Raw genomic sequence first — 13,982 nt, forward strand, 5'->3', positions numbered from 1 at the left:
GACCGGCGTCGCCGGCGGACCCGTCGTGGCAGGGAGGACGCGCCCGCGCGGCGGCCGGGCCGCGCCCGGGGGAGCCCTGCCGCCCGGCCTCCGTGGAACCGGGCCGCGCGCGTGACACGAGGGGCCGTGTGGCGGACGTGTCGGGCGGGGAGGTGTCCACGTGGCGCGGGCAGCCGCGTACGATCCGCTGTTAGCGATCAGACCGGGCGGACACAGCAGGCCGAAGACGTCCCCTGAACGCTGTCTTTCTGCCACGATTCCGAGTGGGCGGGGCTCGGAGCAGCAGCACTCCTCGCCCACAGCCTCCGCCGGGGGGAACCCCAACCGGCACACCTATGACCAGTGGGAGAGTCACGGTGTACTTCGCCGCACTGCTCGCGCGCACCGAAGACGGGTGGGAAGCGAGCGATACAGAGCTCGACGATGTGGAAACCCTGTCGGATCTGACCGATCTGGCCCGTGAAGTCTCGGACGAGGACACGGTGCTCGTGCTCATCGAGCAGGAGGACGCGTGGTTCGGCGTCGTCCGCGTGGACGGCGAGGAGGATCCCCGTATCTACGTCTCGGACGCCGCCGCGGCCGCCCGTAGCTCGTACGGCGAGATCCTGCTCACGGACGAGCTACTAGGACGGGAGCCGGGCGACGACGACGCCGACCTGGACTCCCTCGATCTGGACGGCACGGAGGACGGTGAACCAGGGGACTCCGAGGACGACGAGGAGGACCAGGGGAGCGTGTCCGGCGACGCCGTCTCGCACAGCCCCGTCGGGGACCGCTACATCCTCGCGGACCTCGGAGTGAGCGAGAAGGAACTGCTGGCCCTGGACGAAGGCGACGCGCTCGGCACGATCGCCGAGGCCCTGGGAGCGGCAGAGGTCCTGGAGACGGTCCGCTAGGGCCGGTCCCCGGGACAGACCCCGGGCCTCCGGAAACGGCGGCCCGGCCGGTCCTCCCGCCCACGAGCCTTCCCCCATACCGGCGAACCGGCCCGATCCACCGGGCCGGATCTTCGCCTGCCGTCGGCCGGACGTCCGTCAGCCGGGCGTCCTCCCGGGAGGGTGAAGACGGCAGGACGGCGGGGGACGGCCGATCGGGCGGGATTCCGCTAGGTTCCCCGGGTGAGCACCCCGCAGCAGGCGACCCCGCCGTCCGACCCCGTACGCGACCCGTGGCGTGCCCCGATGCGGCTCGCGCTGGACGAGGCACGGCTGGCGCTCCGGGGCGGGGACGTTCCCGTCGGCGCCGTGGTGCTGTCCGCGGACGGTACGACCGTGCTGGCGGCCGGGCACAACGAACGCGAGGCCACCGGCGACCCGACGGCGCACGCCGAGGTGCTCGCGCTGCGCGGGGCCGCCGCCCGGCTCGGCGAGTGGCGGCTGTCCGGCTGCACGCTCGTCGTCACCCTGGAGCCCTGCACGATGTGCGCGGGCGCGCTCGTCCAGTCCCGGGTCGAGCGGGTGGTGTACGGCGCCCGTGACGAGAAGGCGGGCGCGACCGGATCCGTGTGGGACGTCGTCCGCGACCGCCGGCTCAACCACCGCCCCGAGGTGATCGAGGGCGTGCTCGCCGCCGAGTGCGCCGGCCTGCTCACGGACTTCTTCCGCGACCGCTGACGGGACCCGGCCGGTCCGCGGAACCTTCCGCCGCCGGGGTCGCCGAAACGGATTTCAGACCATGGCCCACCTTGGGGTAGGGTCTCCCTCGGTAGCGTGTCCGAGCGGCCGAAGGAGCTCGCCTCGAAAGCGAGTGTGGCGCAAGTCACCGAGGGTTCAAATCCCTCCGCTACCGCGGTAGACGAAGGGCCTGATCCATTGGATCGGGCCCTTCGCGCGTACCCGGCCCGGAATCGGAGCGCCCCGTACCCGGCCCGTAAATCGGAGCGCGGGGGTGGTCGTCCGATTGCCATACTGCGCCGATGATCACTGTGCCCCCCGCCGTGCTGGACTCGCTGCACGGGCTCGCGTTCGGCGACGCCTTCGGTGACCGCTGGTTCGGCATCCTGCGCCGGGAGGGTCCGGAGGCCCTGGAGGCCAGGACCCTGCCCCCGGAACCGCTGTGGCAGTGGAGTGACGACACCGCGCAGGCGGTCGTCCTCGTCCGCGAACTCGCCGAGGGCGGCGGCACGGTCGACCAGGACCGCCTCGCCCTGGGCTTCGCGGCCGCGTACGCCGACGACACGCACCGCGGCTACGGGGCCTCGATGCACGACGTGCTCCGCCGGATCGGCGCGGGCGAGCCCTGGCGGGAGGTGGTCGCCGGGCAGTTCGGCGGGCAGGGCTCCTGGGGCAACGGCGCGGCCATGCGCGCCGCCCCGCTCGGCGCCTGGCACGCCGGCGACCTCGACGCGGTCGCCGAGCAGGCCGCCCGCCAGAGCGAGGTCTCGCACCACCATCCGGAGGCCGTCACGGGGGCCGTCGCGGTCGCCGTCGCCGCGGCGCTGGCCACCCGCAGCCGCGGCGGACCCGCTCCGGCCCGGCCGGAGTTCCTCCGGGCCGTCGCCGAGCGGCTCCCCGACAGCGACGTCCGCTCGGGCGTGCGGATCGCGGCCCGGATGCCGGAACACACCTCGGTCCGGCACGCGGCGGAGGTCCTGGGCTCCGGCTACCGGATGTCGGGTCCCGACACCGTCCCGTACGCCCTGTGGTGCGCGGCGGGGCATCTCGACGACCTGGAGGAGGGCCTGTGGCTCACGGTCGCCGGGCGCGGCGACATCGACACCACCTGCGCCGTCGCGGGCGGTGTGATCGCCGCCCGCACCGGCGTCGCGGGGCTCCCGCCCGCCTGGCACGCGGCCCGTGAACCGCTGCCCCCGGTCGTGACGGAGTAGAGGGCGGGGCGGAGTGACACGGAGAGGCCCCGGCGCCGCTCGGTCGCCGGGGCCTCTCCGTACCCGGAGGGGTTCTCCGCTCCCACAGAGGAGGGGGAAGGAGCGCTATCGGGGGCGCCCCTTCCCCCACGAAGGGACCCGCAAGTCCGCGCCGCCGTCTCGGGGGAAGTCGGGCGGCGAGACCCCGCAGTGGGGTCCCTCCGGGCCCCGTGGACTCCTGTCGGGTCCTGCCGGGGCTCCCTTCCATCCTGGACCGCGAGGGCGCCGCACAGGCCCGGCAAAGGACCTCTACCAGCGGGCCGTTGGTCCTTAAAGCGGGCGTGAAGGTTACACTCGCCGCCGGCAGCAGGGGGCCGACGGACGCAGGAGTCACAGGGGAGGCCGCCATGGCGGTGAATTCGAAGAAGATCGCCATCTACGTGCTCGTGGTCTTCGCGCTCTACGTGATCATCACGGACCCGGCCAAGGCAGCCGACTACGTACAGATAGCGTTCGAGGGCATATCCAACGCCGCCGGGGCGATAGGCGACTTCATGACCTGGATCGCCGACGGCGCGAAGAACTGACGCCGGACACCGTCACCGTCCGGCGGGGAGTGCGTGCGCCCGGCGCCGGACCGGCCGCCCGACGCGGCGGGGCACGGCCGGGCGAGACCGCGGCCCCGCGAAGAACCACCTCACCATCAGGGAGCACCCGTGATCCGCCATCTGGTCCTCTTCAAGCTCAACGAGGGTGTCACGCGCGACGAACCCCGGGTCGCCGAGGGCGTCGCCGCCTTCCGCGCGCTCGGCGGCCTGATCCCCGAGCTGCGGTTCTGGGAGTGCGCGTGGAACATCAGCGACCGGCCCATCGCGTACGACTTCGCGATCAACTCCGCCGTCGAGGACGCCGACGCCCTCAAGGCTTACCTGGAGCACCCGGCCCATGTGGCGGGTGTCGCTCTCTGGCGCGAGTTCGCCACCTGGGTGATCGCCGACTATCCGTTCTGACCGTTTCGATCGCACACTCTTACCGAGCCCTTGACCACAACCGGTCAGGGGTTTTCGACGTCCTGGACCCCGATCCACCTCGGCTCACCTCCCGCCCCACCCCCAACACGGCGTTATGGGGTGCTTGCACACAGTGCACATGTCTTGTGATGCTATGACCGCTTTTGAGGGATGAATTGACGGATATGTTGACGGGTCGTTGACGAACGAAGAGGTGGCGTTGACCGTGTCGGCCAGTACTGCGCCGCCCCAGGAGGAAGCCCCGGCCAAGGCCAGGGCGACGGCCCTCCCGTCCGCCCCGCCGCCGTCCCCGGCCCGCCCCCTGACGCAGACCACGGCACCGAACCCGCCGTCCGGCCCCGCGGCGGCCCCCACGCCCCCGCTTCCGCCCGCCCCCGCGCCGGGCCCGGGCCCCACGGCCCCCCTCCCGCCCGCGCCCGCCCAGGGCCCCGCCACCGCCACCGCCGTCACCACCGCCGTCACCCCCGACCCCGCGTCCGGCCCCGCACCGGTCCAGGAGGTCGCTCCCGAGCGGCGCCGCGGCGCGGACACCCGCGCCCTCACCCAGGTGCTCTTCGGCGAGCTCAAGGTGCTGGACCCGGGCACCCCCGAGCACAACCGGGTCCGCGGCGCCCTCATCGAGGCCAACCTGCCGCTCGTGCGGTACGCGGCGGCCCGCTTCCGCTCCCGCAACGAGCCGATGGAGGACGTGGTCCAGGTCGGCACCATCGGCCTGATCAACGCCATCGACCGCTTCGACCCGGACCGGGGCGTGCAGTTCCCGACCTTCGCGATGCCGACGGTCGTCGGCGAGATCAAGCGGTACTTCCGTGACAACGTTCGCACCGTGCACGTGCCGCGCCGGCTGCACGAGCTGTGGGTGCAGGTGAACAGCGCGACCGAGGACCTGACGACCGCCTTCGGACGCTCGCCCACCACCGCGGAGATCGCCGAACGGCTGCGCATCACCGAGGAGGAGGTGCTCTCCTGCATCGAGGCGGGGCGGTCGTACCACGCGACCTCCCTCGAAGCGGCCCAGGAGGGCGACGGGCTGCCGGGGCTCCTCGACCGGCTCGGCTACGAGGACCCCGCGCTCGACGGGGTCGAACACCGCGACCTCGTACGGCATCTGCTCGTACAGCTGCCCGAACGCGAGCAGCGGATCCTGCTGCTCCGCTACTACAGCAACCTCACCCAGTCACAGATCAGCGCGGAACTGGGCGTTTCCCAGATGCACGTGTCAAGGCTCCTCGCCCGGAGCTTCGCGCGTCTTCGATCCGCAAACAGGATCGAGGCGTAACCGAAAAGAGCGAATCGCTCAAGGTCGATTTTTACGTCAGTTCAGCGCTGAAAATCCGTCAGACCCCCTTTTTCCAGGGCCGATCCACCCTCTACATGTCGACAAGTCTCTACAGCGTGTTGCCGACATGTGACATTCTTCCCGGAGCGCGTTTGCCGCGGCCTCGCCTCCGGTATTCAGGTGGAGGCTGCGTTCCTCCGACGGGAGCGACTGCCGCGACCGTCCGCGACCCAAAGGGGGTGGCATGTCCGCAGATCAGGGCAGCTCGAAGGTGCTCACGCTCACGAAGAGCGACGCAGTGCCCGAGGCGCACGCCGCGCTTCACGATGTCCCTGCCGCCGAGGCCCCGGAACCCGTTCTGGTCCCCGAGTCCTCGGGCGCCATCGACACCCGGACCCTGTCCCGCTCCCTCTTCCTGCGGCTCGCCGCACTCGCCGAGAACAGCCCGGAGCGCGCCTACGTCCGGGACACCCTCATCGAGCTCAACCTCCCGCTCGTCCGGTACGCCGCGGCCCGCTTCCGCTCCCGCAACGAGCCGATGGAGGACATCGTCCAGGTCGGCACCATCGGCCTGATCAAGGCGATCGACCGGTTCGACTGCGAACGCGGTGTCGAGTTCCCGACCTTCGCGATGCCGACGGTCGTCGGCGAGATCAAGCGGTTCTTCCGGGACACGTCCTGGTCCGTCCGCGTCCCGCGCCGCCTCCAGGAGCTGCGCCTGGCCCTCACCAAGGCCAGCGACGAGCTGTCGCAGCGGCTCGACCGCTCGCCGACGGTCGCCGAACTCGCCACGGCTCTCGGGGTGTCCGAGGAGGACGTGGTCGACGGTCTCGCCGTCGGCAACGCGTACACGGCCTCGTCGCTGGACTCGCCGGCCCCCGAGGACGACGGCGGCGAGGGCTCCCTCGCGGACCGTCTGGGCTACGAGGACACCGCGCTGGAGGGCGTGGAGTACCGCGAGTCGCTCAAGCCCCTGCTCGCCAAGCTGCCGCCCCGCGAGCGCCGCATCATCATGCTCCGCTTCTTCGCGAACATGACCCAGTCCCAGATCGGCGAGGAGGTGGGGATCTCGCAGATGCACGTCTCCCGCCTGCTCACCCGCACGCTCGCGCAGCTGCGCGAGGGGCTCATCTCCGACTGATCCCCGCACGTGGGTTCTTAATTGACGGGTCGTCAGCCACACTGGCGCGATGCGTCACGAGCCGATGCGTCACGAGCCGACAGGCCGTCGCCGAGGTGCCCTGCTGGGCGCCTCGGCGGCCGTGTTCTGTCTGGGCGGGGTCCTGGCCGGGTGCGGGAGCGGCGGAGGCGACGGCCATGCGGCCGTCGGCGCCGCGGACAACTCTCCCCGGGCGGTGGCGCCTTCGGGCGAGGTGTCCCTGGTGCCGCTGGACGGTAGGGCCGGGAGCGGCTCCAACACCCCTGGGAACACGGCCGGTTCAGGGACCGGGGCATCATCCGCGGGCCGGGGCGGATCATCGGGCGACGGCCCCATCGGTTCGGCGGGCACGGGTGACGAGGCGGGCGGCTCCCGGTCAACTGGCGCGGGAGGAGCGGGAATCGGCTCCGACGGCGGGCAGTCCTCGCCCTCCGGAACCTCGCCCGGTTCGGCTTCCGGCTCGGCTTCCGGCTCGTCGTCCGGTTCGTCCTCCGGCGGCGACTCCGGCCGTACGGGAGGGAGTTCGGGCGGAAGTTCGGGTGGCGGTTCGGGCGGGAGCCCGGGAGGTTCCTCGACACCGACAGCACCCGCCCCGACGGCGAGCGCCGGTCCGGCCGTGCTCGCCGTGAAGTCCACCTCGCGCGCGGCCACCGACCGGCGGTGGTGCGAGAAGGTGACCGTCTCCTTCGCCAACACCGGCGGCACGGCGGCGCGTTCGGGCACAGTGACGTTCGGGACCCACATCATCGGCTCGCTCGGGATCGACTGGGCGACGATCCGGTCGGCCGCGGCCCTGCCGGCGCCGATCGCCGCGGGCGCGACAAGGAGCGGCACCTGGACGGTGTGCGTCGACGCCTGGCGCGTGCCGCTGGGCATGCACATCGAGACGCGGGACGTGTCCGTCGGGTGGAAGTAGGGGGCGTGGCGGCCCTGTCGTCGCTGGGGAACTGACGCCCTTCGGCCCAGGCCCCGGCGGGTCACCCCGCCCCGCTCGTCACCCGGGTCACGCCCGCGTGCTCGTCACCGGTCCCGCCCGGCCGGTGATCCGGCCGCACGGTCCCGGCCGATCACATGAAGGCGAGATAGGCCACCGCGGCGACGACCGCGACGGCGAGGACGACGCCGACGATCAGACCCACGCGGGGGCCCGCGGGAGCGGCCGCCTGCTGCTGCCGGCCCTGGGGGGCCTCGTCGACGAACGCACGGAACATCTGAGTGCTGCCCGCGGGGTCGTAGTTGCCCTCGGGTCCCTGGGTGTTTGCCATAGGCCGGACCCTAGCGAATACGCGGGAGCTGCCCAAGTGCCGGGTTCCCCTTCACACCGATCGTGACGGGTCCCCACACCGCCCACGACCAGGACGCACACCACCCCGCACCACCTCGTCCCCGTTCGTCACCCGTCCGCCGCCCCCGACCGCCCGCACCGCTGCGCGCCGCCCGCCCCGTCCACCACTCCCGCCTGCACGTTCCCGATCGCCAACACTTGCCTTTACCAACTTTTTATCCCTGAAGCCCCGAACTCGTTTGCCTGCGGCAACCAACTTCTTTATGGTTGCCCTAAGCAACGAATAGAGGGGGTGCGATGGCCGGGCAGGCCCAGTACGAGGAACTGGCTCGTCAGCTCAGCGCCATCGGTGCCGTCAAGCGGGGCATGGGCCGGATCCTGCCGCCCGAGTGCCCCGCGGGCTCCGCCGCCGTTCTCACCCTGCTCGGCCGGTACGGCCCGATGCGGATGAGCAGGCTCGCGGAGCTGCTCTCCGTGGACATGTCGGTGACCAGCCGCCATGTCGCGCATGTCGCCGAGCGGGGCTGGATCGAACGGTCCCCCGACCCGGCCGACAGGCGCTCGCGCATCCTGCGCCTCACCGGGGCGGGGCACGCGCAGCTCGACGAGCTGTCCCTGCGTACGTCGCGGCTGCTCTCCGACCGGCTGAGCCACTGGTCCGACGACGAGGTCGGACTGCTCATCGAGCTGATGGGCCGGCTGCGCGAGAGCTTCGGCGACTGCCGGTCTCCGCAGCGGACGCCCGCCCACCCTCCCCCGTACGCGACAGACGCAACAGAACCGACCACCCGTACACCCGCGTAGACACGTAAGAAAAGGAACCCCATGGCAACGACCACACCAGCCGGTGTGCGGGGCTCTCACGCCAAGCACGGAGGCGCCGACGGCGCTCCGATGACGCACCGGCAGATCATGGAGGCGCTCTCCGGGCTGCTGCTCGGAATGTTCGTCGCGATCCTGTCGTCGACGATCGTCACCAACGCCCTCCCCCGCATCATCGGCGACCTGGGCGGCGGCCAGTCCGCCTACACCTGGGTCGTCACCGCCTCGCTGCTCGCCATGACGGCGACCACCCCCCTGTGGGGCAAGCTCTCCGACCTGTACAGCAAGAAGGCGCTCGTCCAGATAGCGCTGATCATCTACGTGCTGGGCTCGGCCGCCGCCGGTCTGTCCCAGAACCCCGGCATGCTCATCGCCTGCCGTGTCGTGCAGGGCATCGGCGTCGGCGGTCTGTCCGCCCTCGCGCAGATCGTGATGGCCGCGATGATCTCCCCACGCGAGCGCGGACGCTACTCCGGCTACCTGGGCGCGACGTTCGCCGTCGCGACCGTCGGCGGCCCGCTGCTCGGCGGTGTCATCACCGACACCAGCTGGCTCGGCTGGCGCTGGTGCTTCTACGTCGGTGTGCCGTTCGCGGTCATCGCGCTGATCGTGCTCCAGAAGACCCTGCACCTGCCCGTCGTGAAGCGGGACGTGAAGGTCGACTGGGCCGGCGCGTTCTTCATCTCCGCCGCGGTCTCGCTGCTGCTGGTCTGGGTCACCTTCGCCGGTGACAAGTACGACTGGATCTCGTGGCAGACGGGCGCGATGGTCGGCGGCGCGATCGTCCTCGGCCTGCTGTTCGTGCTGGTCGAGTCCCGGGCGAGCGAGCCGATCATCCCGCTGCGGCTGTTCCGCAACCGGACCATCACCCTCTCCTCCCTCGCCTCGCTCTTCGTGGGTGTCGCGATGTTCACCGGCACCGTGTTCTTCAGCCAGTACTTCCAGCTGGCGCGGGACAAGTCCCCGACGATGTCCGGTGTCATGACGATCCCGATGATCGGCGGCCTGTTCATCTCCTCCACGGTCTCCGGCCAGGTCATCACCAAGACCGGACGGTGGAAGTACTGGCTGGTCTCCGGCGGCTTCCTGGTCACCGCGGGTCTCGGCCTGCTGGGCACGATCCGCTACGACACCGCCTACTGGCACATCGCGATCTTCATGGCGCTGCTGGGTCTGGGCGTCGGCATGATGATGCAGAACCTGGTGCTGTCCACGCAGAACCAGGTGGCACCGGCCGACCTGGGCTCGGCCAGCTCCACGGTGACGTTCTTCCGCTCCCTCGGCGGTGCGGTCGGCGTCTCCGCGCTCGGCGCGATCATGGCCACCCGGATCACCGACTACGCCAAGGACGGTCTGACCCACCTCGGTCCCAAGTACGCGGGCCTCGCCTCCGGTTCGGACTCCAGCTCCATCCCGGACATGAACAAGCTGCCCGCGCCGCTGCGCACCGTCATGGAGAGCGCGTACGGCCACGGCATCGCGGACGTCTTCCTGATCGCCTCCGGCATGGCGCTGGTCGCCTTCCTCATCGTGCTGTTCATCAAGGAGGTCCCGCTGCGGACGTCCGGCGCGATGGCCCAGGCCGCCGCGGAGAAGTCCGGCGAGCCGGTCGCCGAGGCACCCGTCGCCGAGGCCGTCGAGGCCGCGGCCACCGCCGCCCTCGCCCCGGCCGTCACCACCACCGAAGCCGTCTCCGGGACCGCGCCCGAGGGCACGCAGCGGCTCGGCGCCGTCGCCACCGCGACGCGTGAGGACGACCCGCGGCCCGGCTCCGGCGGCATCGCCGTGCACGGCCAGGTCCGCGGCGCCGAGAGCGCGCCCGTGCCGCAGGCCGCGGTCACGCTGATCTCGCCCGAGGGACGCCAGCTCGGCCGCTCGGTCGCCCAGGCCGACGGCTCCTACGCGGTGGACGCGCCCGGTGTGGGCTCCTACGTCCTGATCGCCTCCGCCGACGGCTACCAGCCGCAGGCCTCGACGATCGTCGTGACCGGGGAGCCGCTCGCGTACGACATCCTGCTGAGCGGCACCAGCGGGCTCGGCGGTGTCGTCCGGGCCGCCGAGAGCGCCTCCCCCGTCAAGGACGCGATGGTCGTCGTGACCGACGTCCGCGGGGATGTGCTGGCCACCGGAACCACCGGTGAACACGGCGAGTTCGCCTTCGCCGAGCTGGTGCCCGGTGTCGTGACGGTCGCGGTGAACGCCGCGGGCCACCGGCCGCGGGCGCTGCCCGTCGAGGTCGGCGGCACCGGGGTCACCCGGGTCGAGGTCGACCTGGAAGCCGGCGCCCAGGTCCTGGGTGTCGTCCGGGCGCCGCACGGCCCCCTGTCGGACGCCCGCGTGACGCTGGTGGACGCGGCCGGGAACGTGGTCGGCACGGCCAGGACCGGCGGCGACGGGGCGTACGCCTTCACCGACCTGGACGGCGGCGAGTACACCGTCATCGCGGCGGGCTACCCGCCGGTGGCGACCGCGCTGACCGTCGGCGGCCGTGGAGTGGACGCCCACGACATCGAACTCGCCCACCCCGGCGAGTAGTCCGAGCCCCGGCCCGTGGGGATGCGCGCACTCTGAGCGGAGGTGCGCCCCCCACGGGCCGGTTTTCATTGGTACACCGCAAGGAGTTACTGCCATGGGCTTGACCGCGAAGATCCGCACACGGGACGGATGGGCCGTGTCGCACGCGATCGTCACGGTGACCGACTCGGCCGGCGCGCAGGTGCTGCGGGCCGAGGCGGACACCGACGGGGCCGTGCACGACACCACGAGCCTCGCGCCGGGCGCCTACACGGTGATCGTGACCGCGCTCGGATACGCGCCCGCCGCCTCCGGCGCCATCGTCACGGCGGCCGGCCGGGCCGAGGTCGGCGAGGTGACACTGGCCCGCCGTGGCGGCACCGAGCTGCCCCCGCCGGGACCGTGGACCATCGACCCGGCGCACTCCTCGGTCGGCACGGTCGCCCAGCACCTGGGGATCTCCAGCGTGCACGGCCGCTTCACGGAGTTCACCGGACGCATCGAGATCGCCCCCGGCGACGTGACCGCCTCCCGGGTCGAGGCGACGATCACGGCCGCCTCCATCGACACCGGCAACGGCATGCGCGACGGGCACCTGAGGTCGGCGGACTTCCTCGACGCCGAGAAGTACCCGCTGATCACCTACCGTTCGACGGGCCTGACCCCGGCCGGCTCCGACCGCTGGACCGTGCACGGCGAACTCACCCTGCACGGTGTCGTACGGCCCGTCGACCTCGACCTCGCCTACCTCGGCACCGGCGCCGACCCCTGGGGCGGCACCCGCGCCGCGTTCCGGGCGAGTGCCGAGCTGCACCGCGAGGACTTCGCCCTGCACTACAACCAGATCGTCCAGGCGGGCATCTCCGCGATCGGCACGACCCTGAGGGTGGAGCTGGACGTCCAGGCGGTGCAGGGGGAGTCCCTGCCGGCCGTCTGAGCCGGGCTCACTCGCCCTCGCCGGCGTCGACGATCCGTCGGGCCAGGTCACGGAGCTTGACGTTCTCCCGCTGGGAGGTGCGTACGAGGCTGGCGAACGCCTCGGACGCGTCGATGTCGAGCCGCTCCATGAGGATGCCCGTGGCCTGGCCGATCAGATCGCGGGTGCGCATCGCCTCGGTGAGCTGCTCGCGCTGGGTCGCCGAGTCCAGCGCGATGCCGACGTGCGCGGTGAACAGCCGCCCTATCCGGGTGGCCGACTCGTCGAAGGCGCGGGGCGCCCGCGCGTACGCCGTCAGGACGGTCAGCCGGCGCCGGTCGGCCCGCAGCCGCAGCGACAGCACCGACCGCAGGCCGAGGCCCGACAGCGCGCGGTCCCCGGCCCCGTCCGCCGCGGCGCTGTCCTCGATCCGGGCGACCGGAGCCGTCCACAGCCTGCTCCAGTACGGGTGGTGCTCGCGGCCCGCGTTCAGCGCGTCGGCGGAGCGGACGACCTCGTCCGTCCAGGCCAGTGTCTGCCGGTGGGCCTTCGGTTCGATGACGGAGATCCCGGCGTACTCGACGCCCGGGAGGATGCGCACGGCCAGCCCGACGGCCGTGCGCAGGGTGGCGTGGGGAGTCGTTGTCTCGTGCAGCTGCTGGGCCGCGGCCGTGAGGCCTTCGGCCAGCTCAAAACCCGTATCGGAACGGGACAATTCGGAAAACTCAGACGCAGCCACCACGAACCTCTTCGGCATGCACGGCCACACGGCCATGCGCAGGAGAGCTCCGCAGCACATTCCCGACTGCGAGCACAGGACGAAGAGCACTTTAGCCGCTCCGATGAGCCGCGGTGCCGCCCGTCGGCGCAGCCCGCGGGCGATCGGCCCGCACGCGGCCTACGCTGATCGCATGGCACCCCACATCGCGACGAACACCTCCGTCTCCCTGGACGAGTTGCTGGACTTCGTCCGTCCCCGCCACCGGGCGATCCTGCTGACCCGCCGCGCCGACGGCGGACCCCAGGGCTCCCCGCTGACCTGTGGTGTCGACGACTCGGGCCGCGTCGTCGTCTCGACGTACCCCGAGCGGGCCAAGACCCGCAACGCCAAGCGGGACGAGCGGGTGAGCCTGGTCGTCCTCAGCGACGAGTGGAACGGGCCCTGGGTCCAGATCGACGGCACCGCCGAGGTGATCGACTCCCCGGACTCCGTCGAGCCCCTGGTCGAGTACTACCGGAACATCGCGGGTGAGCACCCGGACTGGGACGAGTACCGCGCGGCCATGCGCAAGCAGGGCAAGTCGATCATCCGCGTCACCCCCGTCCGCTGGGGCCCGGTGGCCACCGGCGGCTTCCCGGCCCACCTGGCTCCGTAGGACGCGCTCCCGGGCCGCCGGGGGCTCAGCCGCGGGACACCATGACCTCGATCCCCGCGATCAGCAGTTCGAGCCCGGACGCGAAGTCCCGCTCCCGGCTCCCGACCGTCCCGGACCCGTACAGGAACTGGAGAACCGCCGCCGTCGCCCCGGGCCGCGCCTCCACCGGCATCCCGGTGTTCGAGATCACGAGCTGCGCGCAGGCCGAGAACGCGGTGGAACACGGCCCGATGTTCAGGTAGTTGGCGATCAGCGCCGAGACCCAGGGGTGGCGCTCCGGCAGCTCCCGGTATCCGAGGGCCAGCGCCCGCAGCTGATCGCGCCAGCCCTCCGGCGAGGTGGCGTCCGGCAACTCCAGCTCACCGAACACGGCGTCGAGCGCGAGCTCCAGCAGATCGTCCTTGGTGTCGACGTACCAGTACACGGACATGGCCGTGACATTCAGTTCGGCGGCCAGCCGTCGCATGGAGAACTTCGCCGGCCCCTCCGCGTCGAGGAGCCGCACCGTGGTCGCGGTGATCCGCTCCCGGTCGAGCCCGGACGGCTGGCCGCCGTGCCGGACGGCCCTCCCGCGGGGAGCCCTGCCCTCCAGCCAGACACTGGTCCGCGCCGGTCGTCCCGCCCCGTCGGCTGCCCTCACCATGGCGCACCTTCCTAGGAACCCGAACCGCGTCGCGGGCCGGAACCTCCCGGACCACCGGAACTTCCCGGACCACCCTCCTCGATGATGCTAAGCGGGCACTTCAGGGACATGACCCTCACTCCGGCCGAAACCCGGCCCTCGCACGAAAGAG

15 protein-coding genes and 1 tRNA gene are annotated in these 13,982 nt (G+C 71.9%); 13 read left to right on the top strand and 3 right to left on the bottom strand.

The genetic code is table 11. The features are described 5' to 3' along the window. Positions 1 to 356 precede the first annotated feature (356 nt). The 9 genes from WJM95_RS15525 (at position 357) to WJM95_RS15565 (ending at position 7,191) form a co-directional block, all read left to right on the top strand. Positions 357 to 896 (top strand): hypothetical protein, encoded by a 540-nt coding sequence (locus WJM95_RS15525; RefSeq protein ID WP_339135582.1) that lies wholly within the window; start codon positions 357 to 359, stop codon positions 894 to 896. Positions 897 to 1,181: 285 nt separating this feature from the next. After that, positions 1,182 to 1,613 (top strand): tRNA adenosine(34) deaminase TadA, encoded by a 432-nt coding sequence (tadA, locus tag WJM95_RS15530; protein ID WP_339135584.1) that lies wholly within the window; start codon positions 1,182 to 1,184, stop codon positions 1,611 to 1,613. 90 nt (positions 1,614 to 1,703) lie between these two features. Then, positions 1,704 to 1,788 (top strand) — tRNA-Ser (locus tag WJM95_RS15535). 127 nt (positions 1,789 to 1,915) lie between these two features. Continuing rightward, positions 1,916 to 2,827, top strand: a complete 912-nt coding sequence (locus WJM95_RS15540; protein ID WP_339130330.1) for an ADP-ribosylglycohydrolase family protein — start codon at positions 1,916 to 1,918, stop codon at positions 2,825 to 2,827. A 386-nt stretch (positions 2,828 to 3,213) separates the two neighbouring features. Next, complete coding sequence (locus WJM95_RS15545; RefSeq protein WP_037615173.1) at positions 3,214 to 3,393, top strand: hypothetical protein; 180 nt, start codon at positions 3,214 to 3,216, stop codon at positions 3,391 to 3,393. Between the two features lie 129 nt (positions 3,394 to 3,522). Beyond that, complete coding sequence (locus WJM95_RS15550) at positions 3,523 to 3,816, top strand: Dabb family protein (RefSeq protein WP_339130331.1); 294 nt, start codon at positions 3,523 to 3,525, stop codon at positions 3,814 to 3,816. Between the two features lie 322 nt (positions 3,817 to 4,138). Continuing rightward, on the top strand, positions 4,139 to 5,116 hold the full coding sequence (locus WJM95_RS15555; RefSeq protein WP_339135586.1) for an RNA polymerase sigma factor SigF: 978 nt from the start codon (positions 4,139 to 4,141) through the stop codon (positions 5,114 to 5,116). A gap of 244 nt (positions 5,117 to 5,360) precedes the next feature. Next, complete coding sequence (locus tag WJM95_RS15560; RefSeq protein ID WP_339130332.1) at positions 5,361 to 6,257, top strand: RNA polymerase sigma factor SigF; 897 nt, start codon at positions 5,361 to 5,363, stop codon at positions 6,255 to 6,257. A gap of 634 nt (positions 6,258 to 6,891) precedes the next feature. After that, positions 6,892 to 7,191, top strand: coding sequence for a hypothetical protein (locus tag WJM95_RS15565; protein WP_339130333.1), 300 nt, complete (start codon positions 6,892 to 6,894; stop codon positions 7,189 to 7,191). Between the two features lie 151 nt (positions 7,192 to 7,342). On the opposite strand, the gene WJM95_RS15570 is transcribed toward WJM95_RS15565, so the two are convergent. After that, positions 7,343 to 7,540 carry a hypothetical protein gene (locus tag WJM95_RS15570; RefSeq protein WP_339130334.1) on the bottom strand — a complete coding sequence of 66 codons (198 nt, stop codon included), beginning with the start codon at positions 7,538 to 7,540 and terminating at the stop codon, positions 7,343 to 7,345. A gap of 317 nt (positions 7,541 to 7,857) precedes the next feature. Here WJM95_RS15570 and WJM95_RS15575 point away from each other — a divergent pair, with 317 nt between their 5' ends. From WJM95_RS15575 to WJM95_RS15585, 3 genes are all read left to right on the top strand, one after another. Then, positions 7,858 to 8,364, top strand: a complete 507-nt coding sequence (locus tag WJM95_RS15575; protein ID WP_339130335.1) for a MarR family transcriptional regulator — start codon at positions 7,858 to 7,860, stop codon at positions 8,362 to 8,364. Between the two features lie 21 nt (positions 8,365 to 8,385). Continuing rightward, positions 8,386 to 10,917, top strand: coding sequence for an MFS transporter (locus tag WJM95_RS15580; protein WP_339130336.1), 2,532 nt, complete (start codon positions 8,386 to 8,388; stop codon positions 10,915 to 10,917). A gap of 94 nt (positions 10,918 to 11,011) precedes the next feature. After that, positions 11,012 to 11,833 (top strand): YceI family protein, encoded by an 822-nt coding sequence (locus WJM95_RS15585; protein ID WP_339130337.1) that lies wholly within the window; start codon positions 11,012 to 11,014, stop codon positions 11,831 to 11,833. 7 nt (positions 11,834 to 11,840) lie between these two features. Here the strand turns inward: WJM95_RS15585 and WJM95_RS15590 are convergent, their stop codons facing one another. After that, a complete protein-coding gene (locus WJM95_RS15590; protein WP_339135588.1) occupies positions 11,841 to 12,569 on the bottom strand; it encodes an ANTAR domain-containing protein in 729 nt (242 codons plus the stop codon). A 154-nt stretch (positions 12,570 to 12,723) separates the two neighbouring features. On the opposite strand from WJM95_RS15590, the gene WJM95_RS15595 reads away from it, so the two are divergent. Then, a complete protein-coding gene (locus WJM95_RS15595) occupies positions 12,724 to 13,188 on the top strand; it encodes a PPOX class F420-dependent oxidoreductase (protein WP_339130338.1) in 465 nt (154 codons plus the stop codon). A 25-nt stretch (positions 13,189 to 13,213) separates the two neighbouring features. Here WJM95_RS15595 and WJM95_RS15600 read toward each other — a convergent pair whose 3' ends face one another. After that, positions 13,214 to 13,831 carry a TetR/AcrR family transcriptional regulator gene (locus WJM95_RS15600; RefSeq protein WP_339130339.1) on the bottom strand — a complete coding sequence of 206 codons (618 nt, stop codon included), beginning with the start codon at positions 13,829 to 13,831 and terminating at the stop codon, positions 13,214 to 13,216. Between the last annotated feature and the right edge of the window lie 151 nt (positions 13,832 to 13,982).

Source organism: Streptomyces sp. f51 (genome assembly GCF_037940415.1).
In the GTDB taxonomy this organism is placed as follows: Bacteria; Actinomycetota; Actinomycetes; order Streptomycetales; family Streptomycetaceae; genus Streptomyces.

Bases quoted from the DNA above. Each gene is read 5' to 3' on its own strand.
- tadA (WP_339135584.1), top strand. From the start codon at position 1,182: ATGCGGCTCGCGCTGGACGAGGCACGGCTGGCGCTCCGGGGCGGGGAC.
- WJM95_RS15540 (WP_339130330.1), top strand. From the start codon at position 1,916: ATGATCACTGTGCCCCCCGCCGTGCTGGACTCGCTGCACGGGCTCGCG.
- WJM95_RS15545 (WP_037615173.1), top strand. From the start codon at position 3,214: ATGGCGGTGAATTCGAAGAAGATCGCCATCTACGTGCTCGTGGTCTTC.
- WJM95_RS15560 (WP_339130332.1), top strand. From the start codon at position 5,361: ATGTCCGCAGATCAGGGCAGCTCGAAGGTGCTCACGCTCACGAAGAGC.
- WJM95_RS15570 (WP_339130334.1), bottom strand. From the start codon at position 7,540: ATGGCAAACACCCAGGGACCCGAGGGCAACTACGACCCCGCGGGCAGC.
- WJM95_RS15575 (WP_339130335.1), top strand. From the start codon at position 7,858: ATGGCCGGGCAGGCCCAGTACGAGGAACTGGCTCGTCAGCTCAGCGCC.
- WJM95_RS15580 (WP_339130336.1), top strand. From the start codon at position 8,386: ATGGCAACGACCACACCAGCCGGTGTGCGGGGCTCTCACGCCAAGCAC.
- WJM95_RS15585 (WP_339130337.1), top strand. From the start codon at position 11,012: ATGGGCTTGACCGCGAAGATCCGCACACGGGACGGATGGGCCGTGTCG.
- WJM95_RS15590 (WP_339135588.1), bottom strand. From the start codon at position 12,569: ATGCCGAAGAGGTTCGTGGTGGCTGCGTCTGAGTTTTCCGAATTGTCC.
- WJM95_RS15595 (WP_339130338.1), top strand. From the start codon at position 12,724: ATGGCACCCCACATCGCGACGAACACCTCCGTCTCCCTGGACGAGTTG.
- WJM95_RS15600 (WP_339130339.1), bottom strand. From the start codon at position 13,831: ATGGTGAGGGCAGCCGACGGGGCGGGACGACCGGCGCGGACCAGTGTC.